Source organism: Thermohalobaculum sp. (assembly GCF_058622915.1).
This window is the reverse complement of record NZ_JBZSYN010000154.1, coordinates 1-6,095: the sequence shown is the minus strand read 5'-3', so window position 1 is coordinate 6,095 and position 6,095 is coordinate 1. Positions and strand designations below refer to the sequence as shown.

The 6,095-nt window shown below is 71.6% G+C and carries 6 protein-coding genes; 4 read left to right on the top strand and 2 right to left on the bottom strand.

All coding sequences use genetic code 11. The features are described 5' to 3' along the window. Window positions 1–680, top strand: a 680-nt coding sequence (locus AC32QD_RS11995) for a hypothetical protein (RefSeq protein ID WP_492010737.1), incomplete at its 5' end; no start/stop codon positions are given. Between the two features lie 5 nt (window positions 681–685). Here AC32QD_RS11995 and AC32QD_RS11990 read toward each other — a convergent pair. Then, complete coding sequence (locus AC32QD_RS11990) at window positions 686–1,624, bottom strand: ABC transporter ATP-binding protein (protein ID WP_492010736.1); 939 nt, start codon at window positions 1,622–1,624, stop codon at window positions 686–688. A 118-nt stretch (window positions 1,625–1,742) separates the two neighbouring features. On the opposite strand from AC32QD_RS11990, the gene AC32QD_RS11985 reads away from it, so the two are divergent. Both AC32QD_RS11985 and polA read left to right on the top strand, forming a co-directional pair. Continuing rightward, on the top strand, window positions 1,743–1,958 hold the full coding sequence (locus AC32QD_RS11985) for a zinc-finger domain-containing protein (protein ID WP_492010735.1): 216 nt from the start codon (window positions 1,743–1,745) through the stop codon (window positions 1,956–1,958). A gap of 3 nt (window positions 1,959–1,961) precedes the next feature. Next, the gene (gene polA / locus AC32QD_RS11980; protein ID WP_492010734.1) at window positions 1,962–4,841 is read left to right on the top strand and encodes a DNA polymerase I; all 2,880 of its coding nucleotides are present in this window, start codon (window positions 1,962–1,964) and stop codon (window positions 4,839–4,841) included. Between the two features lie 143 nt (window positions 4,842–4,984). Here polA and AC32QD_RS11975 read toward each other — a convergent pair whose 3' ends face one another. Further along, on the bottom strand, window positions 4,985–5,752 hold the full coding sequence (locus tag AC32QD_RS11975; RefSeq protein ID WP_492010733.1) for a competence/damage-inducible protein A: 768 nt from the start codon (window positions 5,750–5,752) through the stop codon (window positions 4,985–4,987). Window positions 5,753–5,798: 46 nt separating this feature from the next. Here AC32QD_RS11975 and AC32QD_RS11970 point away from each other — a divergent pair. Then, window positions 5,799–6,095 (top strand): DNA/RNA nuclease SfsA (locus AC32QD_RS11970; protein WP_492010732.1); only part of this gene is annotated, 297 nt, incomplete at its 3' end.

Genomic DNA, 6,095 nt, shown 5'->3' with positions numbered 1-6,095 from the left:
TTGGCGAGCGCCATGCCCTGCGCCCGGACGACCCGCGGCTCGCGGGTCTCAAGGTGGTGACGGGCCATTCGCTGGGCGTCTCGCTCAAGCGCCACTTCCCCGGCACGGAGATTCGCGAGTCGCTGTTGCTGCGCGAGCCGGTGAGCCAGCTGGTCTCGCTCTACAACCACCGCTGGGCACAGCACGCGGCCGGCCGGGGCCCGCGCCCGCCCGCCTTCGCCCGCTGGCTGCGCGCGCAGCGGCGCAACCCGGTCAGCCGGTTCCTGATCAGCCACTATTTCGAGCGCCGCGTGCCTGCGCTCTACGCGCTCTCCTCGCGTGACCGGCTGGCCTTCCTCGAGGCGCGGCTCGGCGACTTCTGGTTCGTCGCCGACCGCAGCCGCGCCGACGAGCTGATCGGGGGCATCAGCCGCGAGCTCGGCCTGCCCGGGCGCGCGCCGCGCCGCAATGCGACCCGGGCTCCGGCCCTGACCGAGGCCGCGCTGGACACGGCCCTGGCCGCCCGCATCCGGGCCGAAAACGCCCTCGACCTCGCGTTGTGGGAGCGCTGGAAGGACCGCGGCTGGCGGGCCGAGGCCCGCGGGCCGGCCGCGCCGCCGCCATCGCTTGCCGCGAACGACCGGCTCGCCAGCCTCGCGGGCGACGCGCTCACCACGCTGCGCCGGCTGCGCCGGCGCTGACGGGCTCAGGCCGCGCCCGAGCCCGTGAGCGAGAGGAAGACCTGCTCCAGGTTTGGCTCCTCGGTGGTGATGTCGCTCAGCTCGAGCCCACCGCGCAGCGCCGCCTCGACCAGCCTGGGCGCCGAGGTGTGGCTGCGCGAATAGGTCAGCGCCAGCAGGTCCGGCGCGCGCAGCTCTGCGCGCACCTCGCAGCCGAGATCCGGCGGCGCCTCCAACGGCGCGGCGAGCCTGAGCACCAGCGTCTTCGACTCGATGCGCGCCAAGAGCGCCGTCTTCTCCTCCGAGGCCACCACCTCGCCCTGGTGGATGATGGCGATGCGGTCGCACATCGCCTCGGCCTCCTCCAGGTAGTGCGTGGTCAGGATCACCGTGGTGCCGGCGCCGTTGAGCTCGCGCACATAGTCCCACAGATGGCGGCGCAGCTCCACGTCCACGCCCGCGGTCGGCTCGTCCAGCACCAGCACCGGCGGCTGGTGCACCAGCGCCTTGGCCACCAGCAGCCGGCGGCGCATGCCGCCCGACAGCGAGCGCGAATAGGCATGGGCGTAGTCTGCCAGCCCGACCCGATCGAGGATCTCCATGCTGCGCCGCTCGCCCTTGGGCACGGCGTAGAGCCCGGCCTGGATATCGACGGCCTGGAACGGCGTGAAGAACGGGTCGATGTTGAGCTCCTGCGGCACCACGCCGATCGAGGCGCGCGAGTTGCGCGGGTTGCGGTCCTGGTCGAAGCCCCAGATCGTCACCTGGCCCGAGGTCTTCACCACCAGCCCGGCGAGGATGTTGATGAAGGTCGACTTGCCCGCGCCGTTCGGGCCCAGGAGCCCGAAGATCGAGCCCGCCGGCACCGCCAGGTCGATGCCTTTCAGCGCCTGCTTCGGGGCCGAGCGGCGGCCGCCCGCATAGGTCTTGACCAGGTCGCGGACCTCGATGGCGTTCTCGGGCATGTCTACCGGTGCGCGGAAGGCGGGAATGGGCAGCCGGGACGGCTTGCCCGGCGAGAGCGGATCGCTATCATGCGCCCGCGACTCCGGTCAATGCGCACGCCGAGAGGGAGAGCCCCGCATGAAGAGCCGAGACCCCGCCAAGACCGTGCCCGGCGCAGCCGAGATCCTCGAGCCGCCGGAGACGCAGGAGATCGACGCGCCCCGGGTCGCCTGCGACGGCGGCGGCGCGGCCTATGGCCACCCGCGCGTCTGGCTCGAGTTCGGCGAGCACGACCACATCGACTGCCCCTACTGCGACAAGCGCTTCGTGCGGAAGGGCGCGGCAGGCCACTAGGCGATGGCGCAGGACGCAAAGGGGACAGGCAAGGGGAGCGGCAAGGGGAGCGGCAAGGGGATCGGCAAGGGCGACCACCTCTACCTCGTCGACGGCTCGGGCTACATCTTCCGCGCCTACCACGCGCTGCCCCCCCTGACACGCAAGTCCGACGGGTTGCCGGTGGGCGCGGTGGCGGGCTTTTGCGGCATGCTGCACAAGCTCCTGATGGGCTTCGGCAAGGAGGGGCCGAGCCATCTCGCGGTGATCTTCGACTACTCGGCGAAGAGCTTCCGTAACGAGCTCTACCCCGACTACAAGGCCCAGCGCCCGCCGCCGCCCGAGGACCTGCGCCCGCAGTTCCCGCTGATCCGCGAGGCCACCGAGGCCTTCGGCGTGCCCAGCGTGGAACAGGAGGGCTACGAGGCCGACGACATCATCGCGACCTATGCGCGCGAGGCGGTCGAGGCCGGCGCCACGGTCACCGTCATCTCGTCTGACAAGGACCTGATGCAGCTGGTGCGCCCCGGCGTCGAGCTGATGGACCCGATGAAGGAGAGCCATATCGGCCCCGAGGCGGTGCGCGCCAAGTTCGGCGTCGCGCCCGACAAGGTGATCGAGGTGCAGGCGCTGGCCGGCGACTCGGTGGACAACATCCCCGGCGCGCCGGGCATCGGCGTCAAGACCGCCGCGCAGCTGCTCGCGGAATACGGCGACCTCGAGACGCTGCTCGCGCGCGCCGGCGAGATCAAGCAGCCCAAGCGGCGCGAGACGCTTCTGGACCACGCCGACCAGATCCGCCTCTCGCGCGAGCTGGTGCGGCTCAAGGACGACGTGCCGAACCTGCCCGGGCTGGGCGAGTTCGCGCTGCGCAAGCCCGCGCCCGACGAGATTTTGGGCTTCCTCGCCAGGATGGAGTTCCGCACCATCTCCAGGCGCGTCGCCGACGCGCTGGGCGCCGAGCCGCCGGTGATCGGCGCGCAGGACGGGCCCTCCGTTACCGCTGCGCCCGTGGCCGCGCCCGATGCCCCCGGCGCCGTGCCCGAGCTGCCGCCCATCGACCGCGATGGCTACGAGATCATCCGCGACGCGGACACGCTGGCCGCCTGGCTGGCCGAGGCCACCCGCAACGGCCTTCTCTGCGTCGACCTCGAGACCACCTCGCTCGACGAGATGCAGGCCGAGATCGTCGGCATCGCGCTCGCCACCCGGCCGGGACGCGCGGCCTATGTACCGGTGGCCCACACCACCGGCGACGGCGACCTGCTGGGGCGCACCGAGCGGGCGCCCGGCCAGCTCGAGCGCGAGGCGGCGCTGGCCGCGCTCGGGCCCGTGCTCGCCGACCCGGCGACGCTCAAGATCGGCCAGAACCTGAAATACGACATGAAGGTGCTGGCCCGGCACGGCTGCGACGTGGCACCGATCGACGACACCATGCTGATCTCCTACGCGCTCGATTCCGGGCTCGGCGGGCACGGCATGGACGAGCTCTCCGAGCGCCATCTCGGCCACCGCCCGCTGCCCATCAAGGAGCTGATCGGCTCGGGCAAGTCGATGATCACCTTCGACCGCGTGGCCCTGGACAAGGCCGCGACCTACGCCGCCGAGGACGCCGACGTGACCTTCCGGCTGTGGGCGAAACTCAAGCCCCGTCTGGCGGCCGAGCGGGTCTCGACCGTCTACCACACGCTCGAGCGCCCGCTCCTGCCGGTGCTGACCGGGATGGAGCTCGCCGGCATCCATGTCGACCGCGACGTGCTGGCCAGGCTCTCCACCCGGTTCGCCCAGCGCATGGCGCAGTTCGAGGACGAGATCTACGGGCTCGCCGGGCGCCGCTTCAACATCGGCTCGCCCAAGCAGCTGGGCGAGATCCTGTTCGACGAGATGGGCCTGGGCGGCGGCAGGAAGGGCAAGACCGGCGCCTGGGGCACCGGCGCGGACGTGCTCGAAAGCCTGGCCGCCGAGGGCCACGCCCTGCCCGCCAAGGTGCTGGACTGGCGCCAGCTCTCCAAGCTCAGGTCCACCTACACCGACGCGCTGCCCAACTACATCCAGCCTCAGACAGGCCGCGTGCACACCTCTTTCAGCCTCGCCGCCACCTCGACGGGGCGGCTGGCCTCGACCGACCCCAACCTGCAGAACATCCCCGTGCGCACCGAGGAGGGCCGCCAGATCCGCGCCGCCTTCGTGGCCGAGCCGGGCAACGTGCTCATCAGCCTCGACTACAGCCAGATCGAGCTCAGGATCTTCGCCCACATGGCCGGGATCGACGCGCTGCGCGAGGCTTTCGACAAGGGCCTCGACATCCACGCCATGACCGCCTCGGAGGTGTTCGGCACGCCCGTGGAGGGCATGGACCCCGCCGTGCGCCGGCAGGCCAAGGCGATCAACTTCGGCGTCATCTACGGCATCTCGGCGTTCGGACTGTCGAACCAGCTGCGCATCCCGCGCGCCGACGCCCAGGCCTTCATCGACGCCTATTTCAAGCGCTTCCCCGGCATCCGCGACTACATGGAGGCGACCAAGGCCCATGCGCGCGAGAAGGGCTATGTCGAGACGCTGTTCGGCCGGCGCATCCACACGCCCGAGATCAATGCCAAGGGCCCGCGCACCGGCTTCGCCGAGCGCGCCGCGATCAACGCGCCGATCCAGGGCACCGCGGCCGACGTGATCCGCCGCGCCATGATCCGCATCCCCGCCGCCCTTGAGGAGGCGAAGCTCACGGGCCGCATGCTGCTGCAGGTCCATGACGAGCTTATGTTCGAGGTGCCAAAGGCCGAGGCCGAGGCCACCATCGAGACGGTGCGCGCGGTCATGGAGGGCGCCCCCGCCCCCGCGGTGCAGCTCGACGTGCCGCTGGTGGTCGACGCGGGCCAGGGCGTGAGCTGGGCCGAGGCGCACTGAGCGGCCGCCCGATCGAGGCCGTGCGCAGGGCTGCTTTTCCGAAATGACGCAATATCAATGGCTTACGTCTTTGTGCAATGTGCACACCCCGTCTCCGGCCCGCCGCCGGGGCCGCGTGGGGCGTCCTGCGCGCCGCCCGGTGGCTAGGTTCCGGCCCCGTCCGGCCCCGCCTCGCTGAAGGCGAACCCGGCCTTGCCCAGCGCCGCGCGCAGCTCCTTCGCCGCCCGCGCCAGCGCCGCCCGGTCGGTCGAGCGCAGCACCAGGTTCGCGCCGGGCCTGGTGCGGAAATAGGGGTAGCTGCCCATCGAGACGGTCGGGTAGCGTTGCGCCAGCGCCCTCAGTGGCTCGGCCACGTCGCCCTCGGGCGCCTCGACCCGGAAGGTGTGGTTGATCAGCGGCGGCCCGCCGGCGAGGCCCGGGGTGACGCTCGCCAGCATGGCCTTGAAGATCTCGGGCACGCCGGCCATGACGTGGACATTGCCCAGCTTGAAGCCCGGCGCGTGGCTGACCGGGTTCTCGATCAGCTCGGCGCCTTCGGGGATGCGTGCCATCCTCAGCCGCGACTCGGTCAGCTCGCGCCCGGTGGTGCTGTAATAGGCCTCGAGGATGGCGCGGGCGTCGTCGCGCACGTCCACGGCCACGCCGAAGGCGGCCGCCACCGCGTCGGCGGTGATATCGTCATGGGTCGGCCCGATGCCGCCCGAGGTGAAGACATGGTCCACCCGCGCGCGCAGCTCGTTGACCGCCCTGCCGATCGCGTCGGCCTCGTCCGGCACCACCCGGATCTCGACCAGCCGCACCCCGATGCCGCTCAACACTCCGGCCAGGTGATGCGCGTTCGAATCGCGGGTCCGCCCCGACAGGATCTCGTCCCCGATCACCAGCATCGCCGCGCTCGGCGCCCTTGCCATCGCTGCCCCCTTGCCTCGTCCCGCCGGGTGACTAGGTTGAGCGCCCATGCAGTTCGCGCGCCCCCTGGTCCCGGGCCGGCTCCTTCGCCGGTATAAACGCTTTCTCGCCGATATCGAACTGGCATCAGGCGAGACGGTGACGGCGCATTGCGCCAATCCCGGCGCCATGACCGGCCTGAACGCACCGGGGCTGAGCGTCTGGCTCGAGCCGAACGACGACCCCAGGCGCAGCCTGCGCTACGCCTGGCGCCTGGTTGAGCTGGGCCAGCACTGGGCCGGCATCGACACTGCCGCGCCGAACCGGATCGTCGCCGAGGCGCTGGCCGCGGGGCTGATCCCCGAG